At 71.7% G+C, this 25,484-nt stretch carries 23 protein-coding genes and 1 pseudogene; 6 read left to right on the top strand and 18 right to left on the bottom strand.

What is annotated here, in order from left to right; all coding sequences use genetic code 11:
• Window positions 1–32: 32 nt before the first annotated feature.
• The 3 genes from N8I84_RS23285 to N8I84_RS23275 all read right to left on the bottom strand — a co-directional run bounded on the left by N8I84_RS23285 (window position 33) and on the right by N8I84_RS23275 (window position 4,620).
• On the bottom strand, window positions 33–1,040 hold the full coding sequence (locus tag N8I84_RS23285; RefSeq protein ID WP_263231330.1) for a DUF1259 domain-containing protein: 1,008 nt from the start codon (window positions 1,038–1,040) through the stop codon (window positions 33–35).
• A 145-nt stretch (window positions 1,041–1,185) separates the two neighbouring features.
• On the bottom strand, window positions 1,186–3,123 hold the full coding sequence (locus N8I84_RS23280) for an AMP-dependent synthetase/ligase (RefSeq protein WP_263231329.1): 1,938 nt from the start codon (window positions 3,121–3,123) through the stop codon (window positions 1,186–1,188).
• A gap of 207 nt (window positions 3,124–3,330) precedes the next feature.
• The gene (locus tag N8I84_RS23275) at window positions 3,331–4,620 is read right to left on the bottom strand and encodes an acetyl-CoA C-acetyltransferase (protein ID WP_263231328.1); all 1,290 of its coding nucleotides are present in this window, start codon (window positions 4,618–4,620) and stop codon (window positions 3,331–3,333) included.
• 86 nt (window positions 4,621–4,706) lie between these two features.
• Here N8I84_RS23275 and N8I84_RS23270 point away from each other — a divergent pair, with 86 nt between their 5' ends.
• Both N8I84_RS23270 and N8I84_RS23265 read left to right on the top strand, forming a co-directional pair.
• Window positions 4,707–6,053, top strand: coding sequence for a 3-oxoacyl-ACP reductase (locus N8I84_RS23270; RefSeq protein ID WP_263231327.1), 1,347 nt, complete (start codon window positions 4,707–4,709; stop codon window positions 6,051–6,053).
• Between the two features lie 137 nt (window positions 6,054–6,190).
• The gene (locus N8I84_RS23265) at window positions 6,191–7,066 is read left to right on the top strand and encodes a MaoC family dehydratase (protein WP_263231325.1); all 876 of its coding nucleotides are present in this window, start codon (window positions 6,191–6,193) and stop codon (window positions 7,064–7,066) included.
• Here N8I84_RS23265 and N8I84_RS23260 read toward each other — a convergent pair.
• The 10 genes and pseudogenes from N8I84_RS23260 to N8I84_RS23215 form a co-directional block, all read right to left on the bottom strand.
• Window positions 7,011–7,712, bottom strand: coding sequence for a TetR/AcrR family transcriptional regulator (locus N8I84_RS23260; protein ID WP_263231324.1), 702 nt, complete (start codon window positions 7,710–7,712; stop codon window positions 7,011–7,013). The two genes, N8I84_RS23265 and N8I84_RS23260, sit on opposite strands and share 56 nt — an antisense overlap.
• Before the next feature lie 304 nt (window positions 7,713–8,016).
• Window positions 8,017–8,316 (bottom strand): DUF4229 domain-containing protein, encoded by a 300-nt coding sequence (locus tag N8I84_RS23255; RefSeq protein WP_263231323.1) that lies wholly within the window; start codon window positions 8,314–8,316, stop codon window positions 8,017–8,019.
• Window positions 8,317–8,422: 106 nt separating this feature from the next.
• Window positions 8,423–8,946, bottom strand: a pseudogene (locus tag N8I84_RS23250) (N-acetyltransferase family protein).
• A gap of 8 nt (window positions 8,947–8,954) precedes the next feature.
• Entirely contained in the window at window positions 8,955–10,118 is a 1,164-nt protein-coding gene (gene mqnE, locus N8I84_RS23245) for an aminofutalosine synthase MqnE (RefSeq protein WP_263231322.1), read from the bottom strand.
• Between the two features lie 41 nt (window positions 10,119–10,159).
• A complete protein-coding gene (locus N8I84_RS23240) occupies window positions 10,160–10,615 on the bottom strand; it encodes an Lrp/AsnC family transcriptional regulator (RefSeq protein ID WP_200418719.1) in 456 nt (151 codons plus the stop codon).
• 108 nt (window positions 10,616–10,723) lie between these two features.
• Window positions 10,724–11,413, bottom strand: coding sequence for a UbiX family flavin prenyltransferase (locus N8I84_RS23235; protein WP_263231321.1), 690 nt, complete (start codon window positions 11,411–11,413; stop codon window positions 10,724–10,726).
• A 159-nt stretch (window positions 11,414–11,572) separates the two neighbouring features.
• A complete protein-coding gene (locus N8I84_RS23230; RefSeq protein ID WP_263231320.1) occupies window positions 11,573–12,454 on the bottom strand; it encodes a mannosyltransferase YkcB-related protein in 882 nt (293 codons plus the stop codon).
• A gap of 142 nt (window positions 12,455–12,596) precedes the next feature.
• Window positions 12,597–13,835: an ArnT family glycosyltransferase gene (locus N8I84_RS23225; protein ID WP_263231319.1), complete on the bottom strand. Its 1,239-nt coding sequence runs from the start codon at window positions 13,833–13,835 to the stop codon at window positions 12,597–12,599.
• Between the two features lie 200 nt (window positions 13,836–14,035).
• Complete coding sequence (gene mqnP, locus N8I84_RS23220; RefSeq protein WP_263231318.1) at window positions 14,036–14,938, bottom strand: menaquinone biosynthesis prenyltransferase MqnP; 903 nt, start codon at window positions 14,936–14,938, stop codon at window positions 14,036–14,038.
• Window positions 14,935–16,392, bottom strand: a complete 1,458-nt coding sequence (locus N8I84_RS23215; RefSeq protein WP_263231317.1) for a menaquinone biosynthesis decarboxylase — start codon at window positions 16,390–16,392, stop codon at window positions 14,935–14,937. Before N8I84_RS23215 ends, mqnP begins: the two co-directional genes overlap by 4 nt.
• 189 nt (window positions 16,393–16,581) lie before the next feature.
• On the opposite strand from N8I84_RS23215, the gene N8I84_RS23210 reads away from it, so the two are divergent.
• On the top strand, window positions 16,582–16,998 hold the full coding sequence (locus N8I84_RS23210) for a PLD nuclease N-terminal domain-containing protein (protein ID WP_263231316.1): 417 nt from the start codon (window positions 16,582–16,584) through the stop codon (window positions 16,996–16,998).
• 26 nt (window positions 16,999–17,024) lie between these two features.
• On the opposite strand, the gene N8I84_RS23205 is transcribed toward N8I84_RS23210, so the two are convergent.
• Window positions 17,025–18,002, bottom strand: a complete 978-nt coding sequence (locus N8I84_RS23205; protein WP_263231314.1) for an isopenicillin N synthase family dioxygenase — start codon at window positions 18,000–18,002, stop codon at window positions 17,025–17,027.
• A 156-nt stretch (window positions 18,003–18,158) separates the two neighbouring features.
• Here N8I84_RS23205 and N8I84_RS42770 point away from each other — a divergent pair, with 156 nt between their 5' ends.
• Window positions 18,159–19,499 (top strand): hypothetical protein, encoded by a 1,341-nt coding sequence (locus N8I84_RS42770; RefSeq protein ID WP_313884277.1) that lies wholly within the window; start codon window positions 18,159–18,161, stop codon window positions 19,497–19,499.
• On the opposite strand, the gene N8I84_RS42765 is transcribed toward N8I84_RS42770, so the two are convergent.
• Complete coding sequence (locus tag N8I84_RS42765; protein ID WP_313884276.1) at window positions 19,447–19,791, bottom strand: hypothetical protein; 345 nt, start codon at window positions 19,789–19,791, stop codon at window positions 19,447–19,449. The genes N8I84_RS42770 and N8I84_RS42765 overlap by 53 nt on opposite strands.
• On the opposite strand from N8I84_RS42765, the gene N8I84_RS42760 reads away from it, so the two are divergent.
• Window positions 19,783–20,274: a hypothetical protein gene (locus N8I84_RS42760; RefSeq protein WP_313884275.1), complete on the top strand. Its 492-nt coding sequence runs from the start codon at window positions 19,783–19,785 to the stop codon at window positions 20,272–20,274. The genes N8I84_RS42765 and N8I84_RS42760 overlap by 9 nt on opposite strands.
• Before the next feature lie 103 nt (window positions 20,275–20,377).
• Window positions 20,378–21,919, top strand: a complete 1,542-nt coding sequence (locus N8I84_RS23195) for an ABC transporter substrate-binding protein (protein WP_263234865.1) — start codon at window positions 20,378–20,380, stop codon at window positions 21,917–21,919.
• Here N8I84_RS23195 and N8I84_RS23190 read toward each other — a convergent pair.
• The 3 genes from N8I84_RS23190 to resB form a co-directional block, all read right to left on the bottom strand.
• Entirely contained in the window at window positions 21,916–22,335 is a 420-nt protein-coding gene (locus N8I84_RS23190) for an SRPBCC domain-containing protein (RefSeq protein ID WP_263231313.1), read from the bottom strand. The genes N8I84_RS23195 and N8I84_RS23190 overlap by 4 nt on opposite strands.
• A gap of 211 nt (window positions 22,336–22,546) precedes the next feature.
• Window positions 22,547–23,629, bottom strand: a complete 1,083-nt coding sequence (gene ccsB, locus N8I84_RS23185) for a c-type cytochrome biogenesis protein CcsB (RefSeq protein WP_263231312.1) — start codon at window positions 23,627–23,629, stop codon at window positions 22,547–22,549.
• On the bottom strand, window positions 23,626–25,482 hold the full coding sequence (gene resB / locus N8I84_RS23180; protein ID WP_263231311.1) for a cytochrome c biogenesis protein ResB: 1,857 nt from the start codon (window positions 25,480–25,482) through the stop codon (window positions 23,626–23,628). Before resB ends, ccsB begins: the two co-directional genes overlap by 4 nt.
• Window positions 25,483–25,484 lie beyond the last annotated feature (2 nt).

Below are 25,484 nucleotides of genomic sequence, written 5' to 3'. Positions count from 1 at the left end.
GGCGGTACCGGGAGCGGGGGGATGACGTCTCTTCAACCGCCGGCCGGAGCCGAGTTGGTGGCGTCCACCGCGGGGCGCAGGCCACGGGCCAGCGTGACGGCGTCCCCGACGGCCCAGAAATGGGTGAAGAACAGGCGGGGTTCGTCCCTCAGCCCGTGGTTGTGCAGCTCGACCAGCTGGGTCTTGGCGCGCCTGAGGGCCGCGAGGACGTTCTGGACCTCCTCGGCCACCATCGCGACGTCGCCGCTGATCGCCACCCGGCCGCCGCCGAGCGGCTGCCAGTTGAACGCGGTGGTCGACCCGAGGCCCGGCGGCAGCGCCATGCCGCCCTCGGTGATGGTCTCGCGGCGGATGAAGAGGCTCTTGTAGACCCCGTCGTCATAGGTGCCCTTGACGCCCAGCGCCGCGTCGATGCCCGCGGTGTCCAGGGTGTGGCCGGACGGTGCGGGACGCTGCGGGGGCGGGGTGCCGGTACGGTCGAACGCCGCGCGCAGCCCGCGGGCCACGGTCACCGGGTCGTTGCCGTGCGCATGGACGTGCACCCACCAGATGTCGGGCATGTGGGAGAGCAGGTGCTTGTGGAGCGCGGTCACCGCGATCCGGTGCTGCTGGAGGACATCGAGGAACGGCTGCAGTTCCCGCTCGGTGACCACCAGGTCGCCCATCGTCATCGTGCTGCCGTCGGCGTAGCGGACGAAGGACACGTGGGAGCCCAGGGCGAGTTCCGGTTTGACGAGGACGCCCTGGGAGATCACCGACAGGTCCCGGCGCGGCAGGCCGGTGTGGTACATCAGGTCGCGCTTCATGTCGCCGCCGCGGCCCAGCGCCTTGGCCACGTCCGCCCAGTCCGACAGGGCGGTGCGCACCGGTCTGACCGGCCCGTCACGGTGTTCGTGGTCCGCCGCGGCGGACAGGGCACGGGCGGGCGCGGTGTGCGCGGCGGCCAGCACGGGCGCCAGTGCGGCGGCCGCGGCCAGCACGCGCCGCCGGGGTGCACCCGATCGGGCGTGGGTGTCCTGCTGTGGATCATCGGCCATCATGTGAGCCTCCTCGACGCCTCTGGACGCGATGGAAGCACGGGGGGCCCCGGACCGCCGCCAGCACGGCCGCCGCCTGCCGCCAGGTGGGTTAGCGGCGTTCTCGAACGGGTGAATCCGTCGTCGGCGGGGGCGTGACGCACGGGCCCTACTGCGCGTACAGCGCCTCCACCTCCCGGGCGAAGTCCCGCATGATCGCCTCACGGCGCAGCTTCATCGACGGCGTCAGGTGCCCGGCCTCCTCGCTGAAGTCCACGGGCAGGACCGCGAAGCGGCGGATCGACTCGGGGCGGGAGACGAGTTTGTTGGCCTCGTCCACCGCGCGCTGCAGGGCCGCCTCCAGCTCGTCGTCCCCCACCAGCAGCTCCGGCGGGACGGGGTGCTTGCCGTTCATCCGGCGCCAGTGGGTGATGCCGTCCACATCGAGCGTGATGAGGGCGGAGACATACGGGCGGCCGTCGCCGATGACGAGGCATTGGGAGATCAAGGGGTGGGAGCGCAGCCAGTTCTCCAGCGGGGCGGGCGCCACGTTCTTGCCGCCCGCGGTGATCAGGATCTCCTTCTTCCGGCCCGTGATCGTGAGGTACCCCTCGTCGTCCAGGCGGCCGATGTCGCCCGTCGGGAACCAGCCGTCGGGGGTCGGCGGGATCACCCCGCCCGCGTGCGGGTCCCAGTAGCCGCGGAAGACCTGCCCGCCGGAGAGCAGCACCTCGCCGTCCGCCGCGATCCGCACCCGGGTGCCGGGCAGCGGCCAGCCCACCGTGCCCAGCCGGGGCCTGAGCGGGGGCGTGACGGTGGCCGCGCCGGTCGACTCCGTCAGGCCGTAGCCCTCGAAGATCTCGATGCCGGCGCCCGCGTAGAAGGCGGCGAGGCGGATGCCCAGCGGGGAGCCGCCGCTGATCACGTGGCGGAGCCGGCCGCCCAGGGCGCCGCGGATGCGGCGGTAGACGAGCGGGTCGTAGAAGGCGCGGGCCGCCTTCAGGGCGCGGCTCGGGCCGGGGCCGGTGCCGTGCTGCCGGGCCTCCAGCGCCTCGCCGTAGCGGCGGGCCACCGAGGCCGCGCGGTCGAACAGCGCTCCCCGGCCGCCACGCTCGGCCGCCGCGCGGGCGTTGTTGAAGACCTTCTCCAGCATGTACGGGATGACCAGCAGGAACGTCGGCCGGAAGCTCGCCAGGTCGGCCAGGAGGTCCTCCGCCTTCATGCTGGGCGCGTGCCCGAGCCGTACCCGTGCGCGGATGCAGGCGACCGCGACCATACGGCCGAAGACGTGCGACATCGGCAGGAACAGCAGCGTCGACGGCTCCTCGCTCGTCCTGGCGTGGAAGACCGGGTGGAGGAGCCGGGTGGCGTTGTCCACCTCCGCCAGGAAGTTGCCGTGTGTCAGCGCACACCCCTTGGGGCGTCCGGTCGTGCCCGAGGTGTAGACGAGGGTGGCGAGGGTGTCCGGCCCGAGCACACCCCGGCGGACGGTCACCTCCTGGTCGGGGACCGCCGCGCCCAGCTCGGCCAGCCGCTCCACGTGCCCCTTCTCGATCACCCAGGCGTGGCGCAGGTCGGGCAGGCGGTGGCGTTCCGGGCCGATGGCCGCCGCCTGGCCGACCGTCTCCGTGATCAGGGCCACCGCGCCGGAGTCCTGGAGGATCCAGCGGGTCTGGAACACCGACGAGGTGGGGTAGACGGGGACCGTGACCAGGCCGGCCGCCCAGGCCGCGAAGTCCAGCAGCGTCCACTCGTAGGTCGTGCGCGCCATGACCGCGATCCGGTCGCCCGGCATCAGGCCCTCGGAGATCAGTCCCTTCGCCAGGGCCAGCACCTGGTCGGCGAACTGGGCCGCCGTCACATCCGTCCAGCCGCCGTCCGCGTCCCGGCGGCTGAGCACCCGGTGGCCGGGCGACTCGCTCGCGTTCTCGAACGGCAGGTCGGCCAGCGAACCGTGGGTCACCGGCGGCACCAGCGGCGGCACGTGGGCCTCCCGGACCTCCCCGTTCAGCCGCCGGGTCTCCGGCTCCACGAGCACCGGGCGGCCGTCGTGGTCGAGGTCGACCGGGGCGGCGGGCACGGGCGTGGACGAGTACGAGATGGGCATGGACAGCTCCTGGGGCCTGCAGCTACACACTGCTGTGCTGCATAGGTACGCGCGGTGCGCACCGGGGTGTTCACCTGCGGCAGCGGCTCGCTGTTACCGCCGGTTAGGACCGCGATCGTACGGCGCCCGCGTGGGGAGTCTGTGCGGGTTCGGGGATGGTCCGGGGACGGGGCTGTGCAGGCCTTGTCCCACGGGTTTGAGGAGTCGTCAGGGGCGTTCCAGGATCGCCGTGACGCCTTGGCCGCCGGCCGCGCAGATCGAGATCAGGCCGCGCGATGGGGTGTCCCGCTCGGCCAGGAGCCCCGCGAGCGTCGCCACGATCCGGGCGCCCGTGGCGGCGAAGGGGTGGCCGGTGGCCAGGGAGGACCCGGCCACGTTCAGCCGGGCGCGGTCCACCGGGGCGAGACCCCGTTTCTCCCAGGCGGCGAGGGTCGCCAGCACCTGGGACGCGAACGCCTCGTGGACCTCGACGAGGTCGAAGTCCTCGATGCCGAGTCCGGCCTTCTCCAGCATGCGCGGCACCGCGTACGCCGGCGCCATCAGCAGGCCGTCCTCGCCGTCCGCGACATCCCCGTGGACGAAGTCGACGGCCGCGGTCTCGTACGCCGTGAGATACGCCTGCGGTTCGAGGCCCCGCTGCCGCACCCACTCCTCACCGGCCAGCAGGACGACCGCGGCGCCGTCCGTGAGCGGGGTCGAGTTTCCCGCCGTCATGGTCGGGTCGGGACCGTCCGCGCCGAACACCGGCTTGAGCCGCGCGAGTTGCGCCGGGGTGGAGTCCGGACGGAGGTTCTGGTCGCGTTCGAGGCCCCGGAAGGGGACCACCAGGTCGGCCAGGAAGCCGCGTTCGTACGCCGCGGCCAGCCGCTGGTGGCTGGTCGCCGCGAGTTCGTCCTGCGCCTCGCGGGTGATGCCCCAGGCGCGGGCCGTGACGGCGGCGTGCTCGCCCATGGACCGTCCGGTGCGGGGTTCGGCGTTGCGCGGGATGTCCGGGACCAGATGAGTGGGGCGGATCTTCGCGAGGGCCTTCAGCCGGGCGCCGGGCGACTTCGCACGGCGGGACTGAAGGAGGATGCGGCGCAGGCGGTCGTTGACGCCGAGCGGCGCGTCGCTCGCCGTGTCGGCGCCTCCCGCGATCGCGGACTCGGTCTGCCCGAGGGCGATCTTGTTGGCGGCGGCGATCACCGCCTGGAGGCCGGTGCCGCAGGCCTGCTGGATGTCGTACGCGGGGGTGCGGGGGTGCAGTCGGGAGCCCAGCACGGTCTCGCGGGCGAGGTTGAAGTCGCGGCTGTGCTTGAGGACGGCACCGGCGACGAGTTCGCCGACCGCGCCGGGGTCGTCCAGGCCGTACCGCTCGGCCAGGCCGTCGACCGCCGCGGTCAGCATCTGCTGATTGGAGGCGGTGGCGTACGGGCCGTCGGAGCGGGCGAAGGGAATGCGGCTGCCGCCGACGACCGCGACACGCCGCACCTTGCCGATCGTGAGGGGACTGCTCATCTCGACCTGCTCCTCACCGGTGACGTAGCCTTACCCCCGGTAACCTTACTCCGGAGTAAGCAATCGGGCGAGCAGGGAGCTGGGCCATGACGACCGACCGTTATCTGCGCTTCACCGGGACCCCCGCCGGCCGTTTCCTCACCCGGCGGCTGGGGCTTCCGCAGCCGGTGGCGCTGCGCCGCTGGTCGGCCGAACGCCCCCTGCTGGACGGGCCTCTGCTGCACCTGACGGCCGGCAAGTCGGAACTGCCGGACCTGGGCACGGTGCTGGCCCGCACCGGACTACGGGCCGGGGACGCCCGCCCGGCGGCGGTCGTCCTGGACGCGACCGGCGTACGGGACGTGGAGGGGCTGGCCGAGGTGCACGCGGCGCTGCACCCCGTCGTGCGGTCGGTCGCGGAATCCGGGCGCGTGGTGGTGCTCGGCGCGCCGCTCGACCCCGCCGACCACCACCAGGCGGCGGTGCAGCAGGGCTTGGAGGGGTTCACCCGGTCGCTCGGCAAGGAGGTCGGGCGGGGACGGACGGTGACGCTCGTGCGGCTGACGGACGCGGGGGCGGCGGAGTCCACGCTGCGGTTCCTGCTGTCGCCCAGGTCGGCGTACGTGAGCGGGCAGGTCGTCGAGGTCGGGGACGGGGAGGTCGTCACTGTCGAGGACTGGACACGGCCACTCGCCGGACGGACCGCGCTGGTGACCGGGGCCGCGCGCGGGATCGGCGAGGCGATCGCTCGGACCCTGGCGCGGGACGGGGCGCGGGTGGTGTGCCTGGACGTGCCGCAGGCCGAGGCCGAGGTGCGGCGGGTGGCCGAGCGCGTGGGCGGGAGCGCGGTGACGGTCGACGTCACGGCGGACGACGCGGGGGCCCGGATCGCGGACGAGGTGCCGGACGGGCTGGACGTACTGGTTCACAACGCGGGGATCACCCGGGACCGGAAGCTGGCCAACATGGCTGCCGAGCGGTGGAGTTCGGTGCTCGACGTGAACCTCGCGAGTGTGCTGCGCACGACGGACGTGCTGCTGGAGCGGGGGGTGCTGCGGGGATGGGGATCCCCCCTGTTCGAGCGAAGTCGAGAACTCGGTGGAGGGCGCATCGTGGTCACCGCGTCGATGGCGGGGATCGCCGGGAACGTGGGGCAGACGAACTACGCGGCGAGCAAGGCGGGGGTGATCGGGTTCGTACGGGCCCTGGCGCCGCGGGTCGCGGCCGAGCGGGGGGTGACGGTGAACGCGGTGGCGCCCGGGTTCATCGAGACGCGGATGACGGCCGCGATGCCGGCTCTCCTCCGGGAGGCGGGGCGGCGGATGAACTCCCTGGGGCAGGGAGGGCTGCCGGTGGATGTGGCGGAGACGGTGGCGTGGCTGGCCCAGCCGGGGTCGGGGGCGGTGAACGGGCAGGTGGTGCGGGTGTGCGGGCAGAGCCTGCTCGGCGCCTAGCCGTCGCTGCACTGTGCTCGGTGCTGCCGTCGGCCGGGGGGAGTCGCGCACCCCGGCGCTGACGGGGTGCCTCCCCCAGTGCCTTGACGGCCTGGGAGGTGCCCCCAGCGCCCACCCGTGCCGCCCCGGCGGCACGAATGCCCGCAGCTGAGTCGACCAAGGAGTCTCTCGTGCCTTCCCTGCTTCCGGTTCTCGCCCGCGGTGCCCTTCTCTCCCCTTTCAAGCGGCCCCGCACCGACGCCCCCTTCCCCCGTACGCCCCTCACTCTCCCCGGCGTACGCATCGACCTCCCCCACCTCACCGCCTACGAGCGCGTCTGTGGATTCCCCACCGGCGTGGACACCCTCCCCCTCACCTACCCGCACGTCCTCGCGTTCCCCCTCGCCATGCGGACGATGGCCGGCCGGGCGTTCCCGCTGCCCCTCCTCGGACTGGTGCACACCTCCATCGAGATCACCCAGCGGGAAGCCCTCGGACCCGACGGCGAGTACGAACTGACCGTGCGCGTCGCCGAGTTGGCGCCCCACCGGCGCGGCACCCAGGCCGTCGTCGTCACCGAGGCCCGTACCGGCGGCCGGGTCGTGTGGGACTCGGCCAGCACCTATCTGGCCCGGCACCGCACGACCGCCCCGGCAGGACCCCCGCCCGCCGAGGACCGCGCACCCCTTCCCGCCCTCGCCGAGTGGCGGCTGGCCGAAGACGTCGGGCGGCGGTACGCGGCCGTGTCCGGGGACCGGAACCCCATCCATCTGCACCCGCTCACCGCCCGCCTCTTCGGCTTCCCCCGGGCCATCGCGCACGGCATGTGGACCGTCGCCCGGTGCCTCGCCGAGCAACCGGTGCCCGCCGCCGTGCACCTGCGCGCGGAGTTCAAGGCGCCCGTCCTGCTGCCCGGCACCGTCACCTACGCGGCCGACGGCGGGCGGTTCGAGTTGCGCGGCGGGGACAGGGCTCACCTCATCGGGGAGCTTCGGCCTGAGGCGGGGGCGGTGACCAGGGGCGGCCCTCCATGAGATCGCCGAGCCCCGCCCAGGCGAAGTTCATCAGGGTCGCCGCGGCCTGCCGGGCGGAGACACCGGGGGTGACGTTGGCCCAGGCCGCGAGCGACTCGGCGGCCCCGACCAGGGCCTCGGCGAGCCCGGCGACCTCGTGCTCGGGCAGGGCGGGATCGCCGTGGTCCCCCAAGCTCTCAGCTCCGTTCGAGCAGGGGGTGCCCCCATCACGGGCCGCGACGGCGATGAGCCGGGTGACGAACGCGACGATCTCCTCGCGCATCGCGGCCACCTCGGCGGCGAAGGGTTCACCGTGCGTACGGGCCTGGAGGTGCAGGATGGCCCAGCCGTCCGGGTTCCGCGCGGTGTGCGTGAAGAAGGCCTGGAGCCCTTCCCAGAGCCGGCGGTCGGCGCTGGTCCCGGGCCGGACACCGGAGCGGACCGCCTCGACGAGGGTGGCGGCCTCGCGGCGGATGCAGGCGCTGAAGAGAGATTCCTTGGAGTTCAGGTACAGGTACACCAACGGCTTGGACACACCGGCGAGTTCGGCGATCTCGTCCATGGAGGCGGCCATGTAGCCGCGCTGCCCGAAGGTCTTCACGGCGGCGTCGAGCATCTGCTGCTCCCGCACGGCCCGCGGCATCCGCTTGGTCTTCACGGAACCCATGCGGGCAAGACTAGGGTCTTTCGTTTGGATCAGGCCGGATCAGGGAGCGGGGCCATGGGGGTGCCCCCGCGCGAGCTCGTTCGAGCGTGGGGGAGCGTGCAGCTGCAAGGCGGAGGAGGGAGTCAACCCGATGGGGGTCCCCCCGCGCGAGCATGTTCGAGCGTGGGGGAGTTGGCGACCGACGACAACGCCGCTGGGGGTGCCCCCACGCCGTCAAGGCAGTGGGGGAGTGCGTGCCAGGCCCCGCGAGCCCGGCCTGATCCAAACGAAAGACCCTACGGTCAGCCCGCTGTGACGCCGGCTTTCAGGAAGTCTGCCCCTGCGCCCGTGCCGTGTCGTCGGCCACGTCCTCCTGGCTGCGGTTCGCATCGAGGTTCGCCTTCATACGGTCCACCCGCTGCACGATCTGCACCGACGCCCGGTCCCGCTCCTTGCGCAGCACCACGAAGCTGATCGGCGCCGAGATCACCAGGGCCAGCATGATGATCCACAGGCCGTTGGAGGCGCCGAGGCCGCGCGGGGCGATGCCCGAGTAGACGAGGCCCCAGACGACCACGAGGCAGCCCGCGAGGATACCGAGGCGCATCAGCGTGTATCGGAGCATCTCAATCCACTCTTCCGTTCCGATCCGTTCCGAACGTTCACAAAGGGCACCGTCCAGTGAAGCACGCCGAGGACCCGATCTTGCAGCGGGGTGCGCGCGACCTCGCTCACCCCAGCGGCAGGAGCATGATGATGTCGTCGCGGTCGTCCCCGGGGGCCACCCGGATCGCTCCGGGGACCCGGCCGACCTCCTTGTAGCCGCAGGAGCCGTAGAACCGCTCCAGGCCGAGGCCGCCGCGGCAGGTGAGCCGTATCGCCTCTATGCCCTCCAGGCCGCGGGCCGCGTCCGCGGCGGCGGCCAGCAGGTCACGCCGTAGCCCTTGCCCTGGTGCCGCGGGTGGACCATGACCGTGTAGAGCCAGATCCAGTGGGTCATCAGGCGGTGCGTGTTGAAGGTGAGGAACGCGGTCGCGGCCACCCGCCCGTCCTCGTCCTGCCCGACGAGCAGCCGGCTGCGCCCCTCGCTCATGGCCATCAGGTACCTGCGCAGCTCGGGGCGTATCGCGTCCGAGGTGACCGGCGCCACGAACCCCACGGCTCCCCCCGCGTTGGTCACATCGACCCAGAGGTCGAGGATCCCGTCGCGGAGGGCAGGGGTCATGGCGGGGTCGAGCGTGAAATCGAGAGCCACCGCCCGGGTCACACCCTCATCGGCTGCGGCTGTTCCCGGCGCGCCGGGTCCGGGCCCTCGTACTCCCGGATGATCTCGTACCGGGTGTTCCGCTCCACCGGACGGAACCCGGCGTCGCGGATCAGCTCCAGCAGGTCCTCGCGGGTCAGCTTGTTCGGCGTGCCGAAGTTGTCCGCGTCGTGCGTGATCTTGTACTCGACGACCGAGCCGTCCATGTCGTCCGCACCGTGCTGGAGGGCCAGTTGCGCGGTCTGGACGCCGTGCATCACCCAGAAGACCTTGACGTGCGGGACGTTGTCGAAGAGCAGGCGCGAGACGGCGAACGTCTTCAGGGCCTCCGCGCCGGTCGCCATCTGCGTACGGGCCTGAAGACGGTTGCGGACCTTGCCGTCCTTCATGTCCACGAAGTCGTGCTGGTAGCGCAGCGGGATGAAGACCTGGAAGCCGCCGGTCTCGTCCTGGAGCTCACGCAGACGCAGCACGTGGTCCACGCGGTGGCGCGGCTCCTCGATGTGGCCGTACAGCATGGTGCACGGGGTCTTCAGACCCTTCTCGTGCGCCAGGCGGTGGATGCGCGACCAGTCCTCCCAGTGGGTCCGGTGGTCGACGATGTGCTGCCGGACCTCCCAGTCGAAGATCTCCGCGCCGCCGCCGGTCAGCGACTCCAGACCGGCGTCGATCAGCTCGTCCAGGATCTCGGAGGCCGAAAGACCGGAGATCGTCTCGAAGTGGTGGATCTCCGTCGCCGTGAACGCCTTCAGCGACACGTGCGGCAGCGCCTTCTTCAGCTCGCGCAGCGACCTCGGGTAGTAGCGCCACGGCAGGTTCGGGTGCAGGCCGTTGACGATGTGCAGCTCGGTGAGGTTCTCCGACTCCATCGCCTTGGCGAGCTTCACCGCCTCCTCGATGCGCATCGTGTACGCGTCCTTCTCGCCCGGCTTGCGCTGGAAGGAGCAGTAGGCGCAGGACGCGGTGCACACGTTCGTCATGTTGAGGTGGCGGTTGACGTTGAAGTGGACCACGTCGCCGTTCAGCTTCGTCCGCACCTCGTGCGCCAGGCTGCCCAGCCAGGCCAGGTCGTCCGACTCGTACAGCGCGATGCCGTCCTCACGGGTCAGCCGCTCACCGGAGCGGACCTTCTCCTCCAGCTCGCGCTTGAGCCCGACGTCCATGCGGATACCTCTTTCTGAGACAGACTTCGTCAACCGTAGCCCTACGCCTGCTCCGGCAGGTCCCCGACCCTGTTCTCCCACTTCGTCGACAGCACGATCGTGGTACGGGTCCGGGAGACGCCCTTGGTGCCCGACAGCCGGCGGATGATCTTCTCCAGGCCGTCCACGTCCGTCGCCCGCACCTTGAGCATGAAGGAGTCGTCACCGGCGATGAACCAGCAGTCCTCGATCTCGGGCAGGTCCTTCAGCCGGCGCGCCACGTCCTCGTGGTCGGCGGCGTCGGAGAGCGAGATGCCGATGAGGGCGGTCACCCCGAGGCCGAGCGAGGCGGCGTCCACCGTGGCGCGGTAACCCGTGATGACGCCCGCCGCCTCCAGACGGTTGATGCGGTCGGTGACGCTCGGTCCCGACAGGCCGACGAGGCGCCCCAACTCCGCGTAGGAGGCCCGGCCGTTCTCCCTCAGGGCCTGAATGAGCTGCCTGTCCACCGCGTCCATGCGATCGAAGCCTTCCGGTGAAGAGATCCGATGAGAGATCTGCAGAGTTCCTGAAGTGATGAGTGGTGCTGTGCTGCTACTGCCTGGTGCTCCTGGGTGCCGCGATGGTCACCGGACGGGCCGGGAACCGCCGAGTTCGCCCTCCCAGCGGCGGTACAGCCGGTGCGGCACCCCTGCCGCGTCCAGCACCCGCCCCGCGACGAAGTCCACGAGGTCCTGGATGTGCGTGGCCCCCGCGTAGAACGCCGGCGACGCCGGCAGCACCACCGCGCCCGCCTCGTCCAGCGCCACCAGTTGCTTGAGGGTCTGCCCGGCGAGCGGGGTCTCCCGTACGGCGACGACCAGGCGCCGCCCCTCCTTGAGGGTGACGCTCGCTGCCCGCTGCAACAGGTCCTTCGACAGCCCGAGCGCGACCCCCGCCACACACGCCGTGGACGCGGGCACGATCAGCATGCCCTTCGCCGGGTACGACCCGGAGGACGGCCCGGCGGCCAGGTCACCGGCGCCCCAGTGCCGCACACGGTCTCCGTCGACGTCGACCACGAACGTCCCGGGCTTTCCGTCGGCGCCCCGACCCAGCCATTCGCGCAGGTCCTCCCGCCAGTGGGCGTCCCGGAAGGCGATCCCTGTCTCGTCGAGCAGGGTGAGCCGCGAGGCACGGGAGACGACGAGGTCGACGCTCTCGCCCGCCGCGAGGAGTCCGCGCAGTACGGCGGCGGCATACGGGGTGCCGGAAGCGCCGGACACCCCCACGATCCAAGGCGTACGCGGCGTCTCTCCTGGCTTGACTGGGTTCACGACACCGAGCCTATCCGGCGCCGCGGGGCAGGAACGGGCCAAGGGGCCGTTACCGGAGCCCCCGCCGCCTCCTCGCCCGGTACCGGGGCCCGCTCATGAGAACGGCCCCTCCGCCCGCGAGCGGAGGGGCCGTCCCCAAGCGGCCGGTCAGTGGGTCGGTCAGTGGCCCGGCGTGCACCGGTACAGCGTCTGGGCCGCGGCCGCTCCGCCGGCCGTGCCCGGGGCGGCGGAGTCCGTGCCGCCGTACGCCGAGGCCGGGACGGGGGTGCAGGCGGAGCGGACCCAGTCGGTGATCCGCGCCGTGGCCGTGGTCCCACCGCCGCCGAACAGTGCGCCCGTGCCGCGGCCACCGCCCAGCAGCACGTACCGCACCTTGCCGGTGTCGACCAGCTCCCGGAACTGCGCCTCGGTCGGGAACGGCACCCTGCCGCTGAAGCCGCCGAGCGGCAGGACGTGGGCCCCGGTGGCGAGGATGTACGGGGACGCGCCGTTCCAGCTGGTGGTGGCGAACACGTAGGCGGCCGAACCCTGGTGCGCGGTGGTGTAGTCGAGCACCTCCCGCTGGGCCGCGGTGAGCCCGCCCTCCACGCCGATGCCGCCGAACCCGCCCACGCCACCGAATCCGCCCGCGCCGCCGAAGCCGCCCATGCCGTCGCGGGTCGCCCTGGTACCGCGCGTCGCGCCGCCGCCCCAGGCCGGTCGGCCCGTCCGGCCGGCCGCCGAGATCACCGAGCCGTGGCCGCGGTTCGTGGCGGAGGGACCGACCGCGCCCATGCCGGAACTGCTGTAGGAGGGGTTGAGTACCTGCACCGCCCACGCGCTCGGCGCGAGCAGCACCGCCGTGAGGGAGGCCGCCAGCCCGGCGAGGGCGAGCCGGCCGCCGGACGGCGTACGACCCGGACGGGCCCACACCAGCAGCACGACGGCTCCGAGACCGAGCACGCCCACCGCGGGCGCCAGCCACGGCAGGAACGACGGGAACTGGCGGCGAGGTACGCGCTCCACGCCGCCGTCGCCGCCACCGCGCCCGGCAGCGCCCATGCGCGACGGCCGCCGGCGCGGTAGGCGCGCCAGAGCAGCGCGACGCCGCCCCCGGTGAGCGCGGCGAGCGGTACGGCGATCACGCCCATGTAGTACGTGTGGCCGGCGACGCTTCCCGCGCTGAAGACCAGGAAGTACGTCGTCAGCCACGTGCCCCAGAGGAGGAATCCGGAACGGGTCCGGTCGGTGCGCGGCCTGCCCCGGCGCCACAGGAGACCGCAGACGACGGCGACGGCGGCGATCGGGTAGAGCCAGCCGGTCTGGGAGGCGAGCGACGTACCGAACATCTTCGACCAGCCGTTCTGGTCACCGCCGCGGCCGCCGGTCCGGTGCAGGGCGTTCGTCCCGGCTCCCAGGGCGTCCCGCGCCCCGCTCCGGCGGTACTGGGCACCCCCGCCGACTCCGGTGCCGCCCGTCCCGCCTCCCCCTGCCTCTGGCCCGCCACCTGCGCCGGGCCTGCCCCCTGCCATGGGCCGCCCCGGCCGCCTCCGCCGCCCTGCGTGGCGCTCACGCTGCCCGTGGAGGCCGCGCTGATGCCGAGGGAGGAGAAGCGGTTCAGGAAGTTGTAGCCGACCACCATGCTGAACGCGGAGTTGTTGGTGGTGCCATCCACGTAGGGCCGGTCCTTGGCGGGGGTGAGGGTGACGGCGAGCATCCAGGACGCCGACACGGCGGTCATCACCACCGCGGACACGCCGAGGTGCGCCAGCCGCCTCCGCAGGGTGATCGGTGCCGAGAGCAGGTAGACCAGGGTGAGCGCGGGCAGCACCGCCCACGCCTCCAGCATCTTGGCCTGAAAGCCGAGCCCGACCCACACACCGGCGAGCACCAGTGGGCCCGGTCGGCCGTCCCGGGCGGCACGCTGGGTGGCCTCGGCCGCCAGCAGCAGACACAACGTGAAGGCGGGGTCCTCGACGGCGGTGCGGAAGAGCCCCACGGCCACCGGTGTCAGCAGGAACGCCGTGCAGGCGATCAGTGCCGCGTTCACGCCCGCCCAACGGCGCACCAACCGGTGCAGGACCAGCAGGCTCGCCACCCCCTCGAGGACCTGAGGAAGGATCAGCGCCCACGGATGGAATCCGAAGATGCGGGCGGAAAGCGCCTGCGGCCACAGGAATCCCGGCAATTTGTCGAGCGTGATGGAATTCCCGGGGTCGAAAGATCCGTAGAAGAAAGCCTTCCAACTCTCCGTCATGCTGCGGACGGCGTTCGCATAGAACGTGTGGTACTGGCTGTGGTCGATCCCCCATGCGTAGAGCACGGCGGCGAGCACGATGATGACCAGCAGCGCCGGGCGCGCGTATGCCGGCTGATCCGTCGGCGAACGCCACGGCGCGCGGCGAACGGCACCGGTGGGCGGGGTGAGGACTGTCGTAGCCATGCACAGCAGTCTTGGGGCACAGGGCGCGCCCGCCCCACCGAAAAGGCCCGTTCCAAGAGAATTCTCGCCAGAATCAGGACGATTCTTTAACCCGACCGGACGGCATTTCAATCCGCGAAGTGCCGCCCATTACCAGCCCTGTACGCACCCTGCCCACATGAATAACACAGTGGACGCACAGCTTTTGAGCTGCACAGCTTTCAGGCCGTCAGCCCGCGCGTCAGCAGATCCAGCAGCGCGCACACGAACAGGGCGATGCCGATGAACCCGTTGACGCTGAAGAAGGCCCGGTTGAGGCGGGTCAGGTCGTGCGGGCGGACGATCGTGTGCTCGTAGAGGAAGGCGCCCGCCACGATCACCAGGCCCAGCCAGAAGAAGAAGCCGGCGCCGGTGACGACCGCGTACCAGACGAACAGTGCCGTCGTGACGGCGTGACAGGCGCGGGCGCCCCAGATGGCCGCCGGGATGCCGAAGCGGGCCGGCACCGACAGGACGCCGATCTCGCGGTCCGTCTCCACGTCCTGGCAGGCGTAGATCAGGTCGAAGCCGCCGATCCAGATGCCGACCGCGAGGCCGAGGATCACCGCGTCCCAGTCCCACCTGCCGCTGATCGCGAGCCAGCCGCCGATGGGGCCCATCGCCTGGGCGAGACCGAGGATGGCCTGCGGGAAGTTGGTGAACCGCTTGCCGTACGGGTACACCACCATCGGGATGACCGCGATGGGGGCGAGCGCCAGGCACAGCGGGTTGAGCAGGGCCGCGGCGCCCAGGAAGAAGACCAGCGCGATCAGGGCACCGGTCCACGCGTGCGGCACCGTCATCGCGCCGGTGACCAGCTCGCGTTGGGCGGTGCGCGGGTTGCGGGCGTCGATCTCGCGGTCGATGATCCGGTTCGCGGCCATGGCGAAGGTGCGCAGTCCCACCATGGCGACGGTGACGAGGAGCAGCCGTCCCCAGTGGATGTTCCGGTCCCACTGGTACATCGCGGTCAGCGAGGCGATGTACGCGAAGGGCAGGGCGAAGACGGAGTGCTCGATCATCACCAGGCGCAGGAACGCCTTGGTGCGTCCGGGCTGCGGAATCGCGGCGGAGGCGCTGCTCACAGGCCGTACTCCTTCCAGCGGCGGGTGACCTTCGCCGCCGTATCGGGGTCGGACAGGACCATGTCGGGCCAGCCGCCGTCCCTCGTGTAGCCCTCCTCGGGCCACTTCTTCGTGGCGTCGATGCCCGCCTTGCCGCCCCAGAACTGCTGATAGGAGGCGTGGTCGAGATGGTCGACGGGGCCTTCGACGACGGTGAGGTCCCGGGCGTAGTCCGTGTTGCCGAGGGCGCGCCAGGCGACCTCGTGCAGATCGTGGACGTCGCAGTCGGAGTCGACGACCACGATCAGCTTGGTGAGGGACATCATGTGGGCGCCCCAGATGGCGTGCATCACCTTCTGGGCGTGCTTGGGGTACTTCTTGTCGATCGAGACGATCGCGCAGTTGTGGAAGCCCCCCGCCTCGGGCAGGTGGTAGTCCACGATGTCCGGGACGATGATCTTCAGCAGGGGGAGGAAGAACCGCTCCGTCGCGCGGCCGAGCGGACCGTCCTCCGTCGGCGGGCGGCCCACGACGATCGACTGGAGCAGCGGGCGGCGGCGCATGGTGACGCAGTCGATCGTCAGCGCCGGGAAGGGCTCCTGGGGGGTGTAGAAGCCGGTGTGGTCGCCGAACGGCCCCTCCGGCAGCATCTCGCCGGGCTCCAGCCAGCCCTCCAGGACCACCTCGGCGTTCGCCGGGACCTGGAGCGGCACCGTCTTGCAATCGACCATCTCGATCCGCTTGCCCGCGATGAACCCGGCGAACAGGTACTCGTCGATGTCGCCGGGCAGCGGCGCGGTGGCAGCGTACGTCACGGCGGGCGGGCAGCCGAAGGCGATGGCGACCGGCAGCCTCTCCCCGCGCCGGGCCGCCACCTGGTAGTGGTTGCGGCTGTCCTTGTGGATCTGCCAGTGCATGCCGATGGTGCGCCTGTCGTGGCGCTGGAGGCGGTACAGACCGAGGTTGCGGATCCCGGTCTCGGGGTCCTTCGTGTGGGTCAGCCCGAGGTTGAAGAAGGAGCCGCCGTCCTTGGGCCACGTGAACAGGGCGGGCAGGGTGTCGAGGTCGACGTCGTCGCCGTGCAGCACGACTTCCTGGACGGGCGCGTCCGTGGCCTTCACCTTCCTGGGCGGCACGTGCGCCATCGCGCCGAGCTTCCCGAAGGCCTCGCGCACCCCGACGAACCCGTGCGGCAGCTCGGGCCTCAACAGGCCGCCGATCTTCTCGGAGATCTCGTCGTACGACTTCAGGCCGAGGGACTTCAGCAGCCGCCGGTCGGTGCCGAAGACGTTCATCGCCAGCGGCATGCTCGACCCGCGGACGTTCTCGAAGAGCAGCGCGGGACCGCCGGACTTCTGCACCCGGTCGACGATCTCCCCGACCTCCAGATAGGGGTCGACCTCCGCCTTGATGCGCTTGAGCTCTCCCTCGCGCTCCAGCGCCCGGAGCAGGGACCGAAGATCGTCATAAGCCATGCGTCCCAGTATCGCCGAGACCCGGTTCGGAACTCCGGGCGCCCCGGCGGTTCGGCCGGGGGCCCGGCCCGCCGCGGAGCGGCTGTGGGCGCAGCGCCCCCGGAACAGCGCAGCGGCCACCCGCTACCCTGACCCCGTCACCGGGGCCAGTCGCACGCCCCTCGCCGTCTCCTGGGGGATCGCACCACCATGTTCAGGTATCTGCCGTTCCTGCTGGTCCTGGCGCTGTGGATATACGCCTTCATCGACTGCCTCAACACCCCCGAGGAGCAGGTGCGCGGGCTGCCCAAGGTGGTCTGGGTCATCATCATCCTGCTCTTCGGCGAGGTGCTGGTCGGCCCGATCGCCTGGCTGGTGGCCGGCAAGTACCGCGGCCCCGCCCAGGCTGGGGGTGCCCCCTCTGGGGGAGGCTCCACGCCCTCCGAGAGGCACCGCAACCACCGCACCACCTTTGTCGCGCCCGACGACAATCCCGAGTTCCTCAGGTCCCTCAAGGAAGAGAACAAGAAGGACGAGGCCCTGCTGAAGGAGTGGGAGGCCGACCTGCGCCGCCGCGAGGAGGAGCTGCGGCGCCGGGAGCGGGGCGAGGGCCCCGCGGCCGACTGACGGAACCCGGGCTGCTCCAGTGGGCGTCAGTTCACCGTGATCGAGTCCAGCTTCTGCCGCAGATACACATGCGAGTCCACCGGCTCGTACGCCACCCTGCCCACCGGGGCCGGAACCGACTCCACGATCGTCCCCGGGGTGCACTCGCCGAAGTAGACCAGGGACATCAGCTCCTCGGCAGGAGCGTCCACCGGCGGCGGCAGGACGCGGTGCCGGCCCGAGCGCCAGCGGTCACCCGTCCAACGGGCCATCAGGTCGCCGATGTTGATGGTGAACGCCTCCGGGTCGTAGGGGGCGTCCTCCCAGCCGCCCTCGTCCGTCCACACCTGCAGGCCGCCCCTGCCCGCCTGCCGGTCCAGGATCGTGACCGTGCCGAAGTCGGTGTGCGGGCCGATGCGGAACTGGCCCGGCTCCGGCTCGCCGATGACGTCCGTACCCGGGTACCAGTTGATGTTGAAGCCGTAGGTCGGGCGGGCCATGTGCCGCGTGAAGAAGTCCGGTTCCAGGCCCAGTGCCTCGCCGAGCAGCGACAGCAGACGGTTCTCCAGCTCCGCCATCCGCGCCAGGTACTCCTCGCACAGCCCGCGCAGCTCCGGCACCTGAGCCGGCCAGACGTTCGGCGCGTACCACTCCGCGTCGATCTCCGGGTCCTCGAACGGCTCCTGCGTCGCGAAGGTCAGTGACTCCTTCAGGTCGGGCGGTGTCTCGGTGCCCTCCGCGTAGCCGTTGGCCTCCGTGCCGGGGCCGAGCCAGCCGCGCCCGCCGACCCGGGCCGCGTACTTCTCCTTGACCTCCACCGGCAGTGTGAAGAAGGTCCGCGCGGCCTCGCGGATCCGGGTGCGCAGGGACGGGTCCACGCCGTGGCCGGTGACCAGCAGGAATCCCGCGGTCTGGAGGGCTTCGTCGACGGTGCGGGCGATGCGGGCGCGGGCGGCGGGGTCGCCGTGCAGCCACGGCCGCAGGTCGATGGTGGGGATACGGGGATCGGTCAGGGCATCGGTCATCGTCGTCCTCGTCCCGCAGACTTTCGCAACCAGACGGTCATCGTGCGCTCCGAATCGAATCAACTCCCCGTTTTTCCACGGTGGTCTGGGTATACCTCACTTCTGGGTACAGCTCACAGCAGCACATCGAAGCGGACCGCGCCGGGGGGAGATGCGGTGGACGACAGACGGCTGCACGGCCGGGAGCCTCTGTTCGACACCGAGCCGCCCGGGCTCGCCTCGCGGCTCGTCGGTCTGCGCCCCCACCAGCTCCGCTCCTGTCCGTACGAGCACGACTCCGACCTGCCGTTCGTGGTGTTCGCGGGCGGCCGCGGACTCGGCAAGAGCGCGCTGCTCGACGAGGTGCGCGCCGCCTACCAGGGGCACACGCCCGTCGCGCTGATCGACGGTGAGGAGCCGCAGTTCGCCGGGCCGCCGCCGGAGCGGCCCGGCGAGGTCTGGTCGCCGGTCGCGCAGGCGCTGACCACCGTCGCCGAGCAGCTCGCCGAGCCCGTCACGGGCGCCCGGCGGATCGGGTTCCCGCGCCTCGCCTCCGGGCTGCTCGCCGTCGCGGCGGGCGGCTGGGGCGACCGGGACGTACCGCGCATCCGGCAGGAGGCCGAGCGGATCCTCCTGCTGAACGACTCACGGTCCTTCCTCGACGGCTTCGCGGGCCGCTGGGTGAGCAAGGTGGTCGCCAAGCTCATCGCGTCCATGTCGAACACCGGGCCCGTCGTCGAGCCGATCATCGAGGCGACCCTGGAGTCCTTCAGCGAGGGCGTCTCCCCCACCCACCGCCGGCTGCGCAGGGCGGCCACCTGGTACCGCGACTACCCGAACGCGGGCGGCAACCCCAAGCTGGGGCTCATCCTGCTGTCCGGGCACTTCCGGGCCGGCGGCGACTCCCGCACCCACGCCGAGCGCCATCTCGTGCGGGCCCTGCTGGCAGACCTCGACGACGCCTACGCCGGTGTGGTGCAGCGCTCCCGCCGCGTCGGCCGCCCGGTGATCCTCATCGACAACGTGCAGGAGCCCGCCGGGCGCGGCCTGCTGGAGTGCGTCCTGCGTGACCGCGCGGACGGCATCCGCGACCAGGTCGTGTTCTTGGCGGCCCTGCGCGGCTACAGCCACCCGGCGCTGCGCAACGCGGCCCGCCGCACCCTGACCGAGGTCGCCCGCACCACAGGCTGGGAGCCCGGCGCTTCCCCGTCCTCCCGGGCACTGCTCGTGTCGCTGCCGCCGCTCAAGCCCGACGACACCCTGCACATCGTGGGCGCCGTCTGCCGGGGCGTCGACGTACCGCCCCAGCTTCCGCACGCCACGCACCGGCTCACCGGCGGCAGCCCGCTCGGCATCACCCTGCTCGCGGAGTCGGCGCGGCAGAACCTGCCGCGCGGGGCCGCGTCCTCGGCGCCCTGCTCACCGGGGACGTCACCGTCCACGACGACCACGACGGCCGCCCCGCCTACCAGGAGCTGCTGGACCGGCTGGTCCCGGGCGGCCGGCTCGACGAGCTGACCGTGCTCGCGGCCGCCCACGACCGCCCGTCCGCGCTGGCGCTCGCCCGGGACCGCCTGCCGGACGACTTCGGCGCGGCCGGGGTGCTCGGACTGGAGGAACGGCTCGCCGCGGAGGGCGGCCGAGCGCGCCGGGACAGTTCGTCGGGGACCCGTTCCTGCGCGCGCTGCTCCTGCTGCGGCTGCACCACCTCGACGCGGGCCACGCCCAGTGGCAGGCGGCGCACCGCGCGCTCGTCGACCACTACGGCGAGCAGGACGGGCCGGACGCCGCACGCTACCGGTTGCACCACGAACTGGCCCTCGGCAAGGCGGACTTCGCCGTGGCCCATCTGCGCGACACCTTCACCGGCACGGATGTCGGCACCTGGCTGTCCGCGCTGGTCTTCATCGCGTCCGCGCCCTACTACCACGCGCACGACCCGGAGGGCCGGGACTTCGACGGCGGTCACGACCACGACCACCGGGCCGCGGTCGCGCTCGGCCGTACGGACGCCGAACAGCGGCCGCCGCAGGGCGTGGACCCCGTCCTGCACCTGCGGGTGCGGCGACTGCTGCACGCGGTGTGGCAGCTGACCGATCCTCTGGTGCTGCCCGATGTGAAGGTGGCCGAACGGCTGCGCTTCGAACTGGAGCAGCTGTCGAACCTGCGCCCCTCGGGCACCGCCCTGCTGTGGCGTGCCTCGCGGGACTGGCCGACGGACGCGCTGGCCGGACGGCCCCTGCGCATCCCCGGCGACGGCGACGGCGAGGACGGGGACGGAGGCCGGGGATGACCGGCATGACGGCGGGCCGGTGCGGTCCGTGTGGCGGGGGTGTTCCGAGTGGTCCGGGTGGCCGGGGCGGTCCCCGCGGACCGTACGAGAACGGGGGGCGATGATGGCGGCACGCTGGTGGACCTGGCTGCGCGAGGACGTCTGGGAGATCCGCTTCCGCCGGTATGCGGCGCTGCTGCTCGCCGCCGTGCTGGTGGCCGGCACCGCGTGGGCCGTCGTCACCTACGTCGGCCGGCAGCCCTCCTGCGCTCCGGGCGTGGCCCGCCTCGACGGCGGCGACTGTGTGGGCGTGTCGACGACGGCGTACGACTTCGGGCAGCGTCGGTTCGCCGACGTGGTGGAGGCGGTGTACCGGGAGAACGACCGTCTGAAGTCCGGCGGTTACGTCACCGTCGCGCTCTTCGAGCCGTTCACCGCGAGCGACCCGGACAGCGTGGACGACACGCTGCACGAACTCCAGGGCGCCTATCTCGCCCAGTACCGGGCCAACCATGACGCGACCGGGGAGACCCCCCAGATCCGGCTGGTGCTCGCCAACACCGGCCGGGACGGGTCCTACTGGCCGCGAGTGGTCGACCGGCTGACGCAGATGACCGAGGGCGCCGACCGGCTGCGGGCGGTGACCGGGATAGGGCTGAGCACCGACAACAACCGTGCCGCCGTCAGGGAGCTGACCCACCGCGGCATCCCGGTCGTCGGCTCCTCCATCACCGCCGACAGCCTCGCCAACGGGGCCGACGGCAAGGACCCCTACCCGGGGCTCGCCCGTGTCGCCCCCACCAACAGCGACTCGGCCCGTGCGCTCGCGTCCTTCGCCCGGGTCTCCGGGGGAAGGGCGCTACTGGTGTACGACAAGCCGGGCGACCCCTACACGCGCACCCTGCAGAGCGCGTTCGAGAAGCTGGTGGCCGGATCGCCGTACCAGGCGCAGCCGTTCACCCCGCCCGTGGACCGAACGCAGGAGGGCACGACCGCGAACCAATTCCGGCAGATCACCCAACTGGTGTGCGACACCCCGAAGACCACGGACACGATCCTGTTCGCCGGGCGCCACACCCAGCTGCGGCAGTTCGTCAACGCGCTGGGCGCGCGCGGCTGCATGGACCACCGGCTCACCGTGCTGACGGGCGACGAGGGCTCGTACCTCAACGGGGACAAGCGCCTCGACTGGAAGGCCCTCACGCGCAACCTGTCCGTGCGCTACACCGCGCTCGCGCATCCCGACGCGTGGAAGAAGGAGACGGCGCGGACCGGCGGCAGCGCGGCGGACGCGCAGGAGCTGGACGGCCTGATCGCGCGTGGCGCGAAGCAGCCGGTGGGGCCGGTCGGTCCGGTGGATCTCGCCGACGGGCAGCTGACCATCGCGTACGACGCCATGCGGCTCGCGGTGCAGGGCATGCGGGAGGCCACGCCGACCGGCGACGCGGTGCCGGCGCTGACGGACGTGGTGAACGAGTGGGCGTTCATGAAGGGCTCGCACCGGGTGGACGGGGCGAGCGGCTGGATCTGCCTCGACGTGCACGGGAACCCGTACGACAAGGCCGTACCGATCGTGGAACTCACCCCGGACGGGGGTGCGCGGTTCGTACGCATCGCCTGGCCCGAGGGCCGTCCGCCGGCCAAGGAGTGCCTGCCCCCTGCCTAGGCACCGTCGTCGAGAGCCTGGGCCAAGGATCCCAGCAGGCGTTCGAACCGTTCCCGCCAGCCCGGGTCCCTGTCCTCCCCGCTCTCGTGCGTGAACCGCACCGTCGTCCCCGTCGGGCGGCCCGGCTCCAGGTGGAAGCGGATGCGGCCCCGGCCCGCCACCGTGTACTCGGCGACCCGTTCCACGTCCCAGGCCGTGATCCGGCCCTCGGCCGGGCCGTCAGGGAGCCGCAGGCCCACCGCGCCGCCGAGCCGTGGTTCGAACGGCTCTGCGGGGGCCAGCCACTCCGCGAGGCCCGCGGCGGAGGCCAGCACCGGCCAGACGTCCTCCACGGGGCGGGGCAGGCGCAGCAGGTAGTGCCGTACGTACGCGTCCCCCCGGTGCTCGGCTGCGCCCTCTTCGATGGGATCGGTCATGACACCAGCGTCGCTCCCGAGAGGGCGTTCCGCACGCGTTACGGGCGCTCGCCCGCGTGGTCACGTGATCGCGGCACCCTCGCGTCCGGCCGAGTCCTTGACGCCCTGGACCGCCTCGCTGCCCGGATCCTCGCCGCGGCCCTGCTCGTCGTACGGCGAAGGCCGGTTCCCATGACCCGCGTCACAGGAACCGGCCTTCGCCGCAAGGGACTTACACGCCCGCGTACGAGTGCTTGCCGCCCACGAAGATGTTCACGCCGTAGTAGTTGAACAGCCAGCAGCCGAAGGCGATGAGCGCGATGTACGCCGCCTTGCGGCCCTTCCAGCCGGCCGTGGAGCGGGCGTGCAGGTAGCACGCGTAGGCGACCCAGGTGATGAACGCCCAGGTCTCCTTGGGGTCCCAGCCCCAGTACCGCCCCCAGGCCGACTCCGCCCAGATGGCGCCCGCGATGATCGTGAACGTCCACAGCGGGAAGACGGCGGCGTTCACGCGGTAGGAGAACTTGTCGAGGGACGCCGAGGACGGCAGCCGCTCCAGGACGGACGTGGCGAAGGTGCCGGGCTTGCCGCCGCTCGCCAGCTTGTTCTCGTAGGAGTCCTTGAACAGGTACAGGATCGTGCCGACCGCGCCGACGTAGAAGACCGCGCCGCAGACGATCGCGGTGGAGACGTGGATGTACAGCCAGTACGAGTGCAGGGCGGGGACCAGCTGGTCGCTCGCCGTGTAGAGGACGGTGACGGCGAGGCCGAGGTCGAGCAGGACCGTGGTGGTCAGGAAGAGGCCGAGCCAGCGCACGTTCTTCTTCAGCGCGAGCAGCGTGAGGTAGACGCCGACGGCGACCGTGGAGAACGTGATGTTGAACTCGTACATGTTGCCCCACGGCGCCCGCTCGACGGAGGCCGCGCGGGCGATCACGCCGGCCAGCTCCACGAGGAAGGCGAGCACGGTGAGGGAGATGGCGATACGCCCGTAGAGGTCGCCCTGCTCGTCACTGCCGTGGGCGCCGGGGCCGTCCGGAACGTCACGGGCGCCGGCCACGGCCCGGGTGACGACCTTGGGCCGCTCCAGGACCGCGGTGCCCCCCGCCTTGTTGACCGTCACCGCGGGCCCGGCGGCCTTCCGCCCGGCCTCGGTGGTGAGCGCGTTGGCCGTGCGGGCGACCTTGCTGCGGCTGCCGAAGAGCCATTCGGCGATGTACGCGAAGAAGGCCAGGGTGTAGACGGCCATCGCGGAGTAGATCAGCGCGTTGCTGATGTTCGCGAGGTGTTCGTTGGTGGCGGTGGCGAGGGTCACTTTTTCTGAGCCCCTTCAGCGGCAGGTACGGGGGTTGCGGCGTCCGGCTCCTGTTCGGGGTCGGCGTCGGGGGTCGTGTCGTCGGCGGACTCGTCGCTCTCGGCGGTCTCGTCGTTCTCGTCGGTCTTCGTGGGTGCCTGCTCGTGGACGAGTGCGGCCAGGTCGCCCAGTTCCTCGGGCACCTTCGCGGACTCGCTGCGGCCGAGGCCGGCCATCTCGACGACGGTGACGCCGTCGGCTCCGGTCGTCGCGCGCACCCACACGCGGCGGCGCTGGATGAACAGCGAGGCGGCCAGGCCGAAGATCGCGGCGATCGCGCCACCGAGCGCCCACCCGGTGCCGGGCTGCTGCACCACCTGGAAGCCGGCCCACGACTTGATCTCCTTGTCGAAGGTGATCGAGCCGTTCCCGCCCGGCAGCTTCATGGTCTCACCGGGCAGCAGACGGGCCTTGACGATGTCGCCCTTGGCGTCCTTGAACGGCTTCAGGCCCCTGGCCTTGGTGTCCAGCTGGTACACGTTCTGCGGGATGCCCGCGTTGACGCCCAGGTCGCCGTGGTACGCGGACACCGCGAGCACCGGGTAGTCGAGCGCCGGGAACTGGGAGAACATCGTGCCCTGGCCGGCGCCCGCGAAGGTCGGCACGAAGAACGCCGGGAAGCCGAGCTGCTCGGACTGGCCCTCAGCGTTCTTGTAGCCGTCGAGGACCTTGATGGCGCCCTGGGAGGTCACGTTGGAGTCGATCGGCAGCAGCGGCACGGCGTCATGGAAGACGACGTTCCCCTTGCCGTCCCGGACGGTGACGACGGGCGCGTAGCCGTGGCTGACCAGGTACACCTTGGCGTCGCCGATCACCAACGGCTCGTTGACCTTGATGGTGGTCTTCTTGTCCTTGCCGTAGGCGCCCACGCTGTAGGTGATGTTCGCCTGGTAGGTGCGCGGAGTGCCCTTGTTGGGGCCGTTGCGCTCGTAGGTGCCGGTGAACTTGTCCAGGGTGAAGCTGAACGGCACCAGGTTGTCGTCGCTGAAGAGGTTGCCGGACTTGAAGTCGTCGTACTGGGTGAGGGTGTTGGAGAAGCCGTCGCCCTCGACGATCAGCTTGTTGCCCTCCGTCTTGTACAGCTGGCCCCAGGCGAAGGCGACCAGCATCACGACGAGCGCGATGTGGAAGACCAGGTTGCCGGCCTCGCGCAGATAGCCCTTCTCGGCGGCCACCGCGTCCCCGGCGACATGCGCGCGGAAGCGGCGGCGTCCCAGAACCGCCAGCGCGGCCTCGCGGACCTGCTCGGGGTCGGCGTCCGTGCGCCAGGTCGCGTACGCGGGCAGCCGGGTCAGCCGCTTGGGGGCGGCCGGCGGGCGGCCCCTGAGCTGGCCGGTGAACTGCAAGGTGCGCGGCACGATGCAGCCGATGAGCGAGATGAACAGCAGGATGTAGATCGCGGAGAACCACACCGAGCTGTAGACGTGGAACAGCCCGAGCTTGTCGTAGATCTCGCCGAGCGTCTTGTGCGAGTCCTTGAAGTCCTGGACCTTCAGCGCGTTCTGGCCGGTCTGCGGGATCAGCGAGCCGGGGACCGCGGCGAGCGAGAGCAGGAACAGCAGGATCAGCGCGACCCGCATGGAGGTCAGCTGCCGCCAGAACCAGCGGGTCCAGCCGATGATCTCCCGCGCGGTCCAGGTGATCCAGCCCTTGGCGCCGGGGGCGCGGGAGCCGCCGAAGGAGCCGGGCACAGCCGTCTCGACGGGGGCGGTGGACAGTTGCGACCCGGCCTCGCCGAGGTCGGCCTCACTGCCCTGCGCCAGGATCTCGGGGGCCTCTTCACTGTGCACGTCGGTGCTCCGTGTGTCGCTCATGG

The organism is Streptomyces cynarae (assembly GCF_025642135.1).
Taxonomy (GTDB): Bacteria; Actinomycetota; Actinomycetes; order Streptomycetales; family Streptomycetaceae; genus Streptomyces; species Streptomyces cynarae.
The sequence above is the reverse complement of the archived record's forward strand: the minus strand, read 5'-3'. Positions and strand labels throughout refer to the sequence as shown.